We start from the raw sequence: 428 nt of genomic DNA, 5'->3' as shown, positions 1-428 counted from the left end.
AACGGTTTTTTCACGATGGCGGGATAGACGGGACTCGAACCCGCGGCCTCCTGCGTGACAGGCAGGCGCTCTAACCAACTGAGCTACTACCCCGTAGCGTGAAAGAGTCGCCGAAGCTAGGTTTCCCGATTCCCAAGTCAAGCTCTGTGACTATCGGATATTGATTTTTTCGGGACATGCCATGTCCCATCCACAAACAAGCGAAGAGCTTCCCTATTCCGTGCGGAGCTACCGACGAGATTCAGTTAAGAATGAATCTAGGAGGTTAGCAACCGGCTAAACTTCGCCGCCACTCTTCGCCTCGCCAGTCACCAAAGAAACAAAAAAACCGTCCCCTCGAGAGGAACGGTTTTTTCACGATGGCGGGATAGACGGGACTCGAACCCGCGGCCTCCTGCGTGACAGGCAGGCGCTCTAACCAACTGAGC

1 tRNA gene is annotated in these 428 nt (G+C 54.7%); it reads right to left on the bottom strand.

What is annotated here, in order from left to right:
* Positions 1–16: 16 nt before the first annotated feature.
* Positions 17–93 (bottom strand) — tRNA-Asp (locus QEH53_RS24050).
* Positions 94–428: the final 335 nt, after the last annotated feature.

It is taken from the genome of Pelagicoccus sp. SDUM812002 (assembly GCF_031127835.1).
Lineage (GTDB): Bacteria > Verrucomicrobiota > Verrucomicrobiia > Opitutales > Opitutaceae > Pelagicoccus.
Note: the sequence above shows the minus strand (reverse complement) of the source record. Positions and strands in the feature narration are given on the sequence as shown.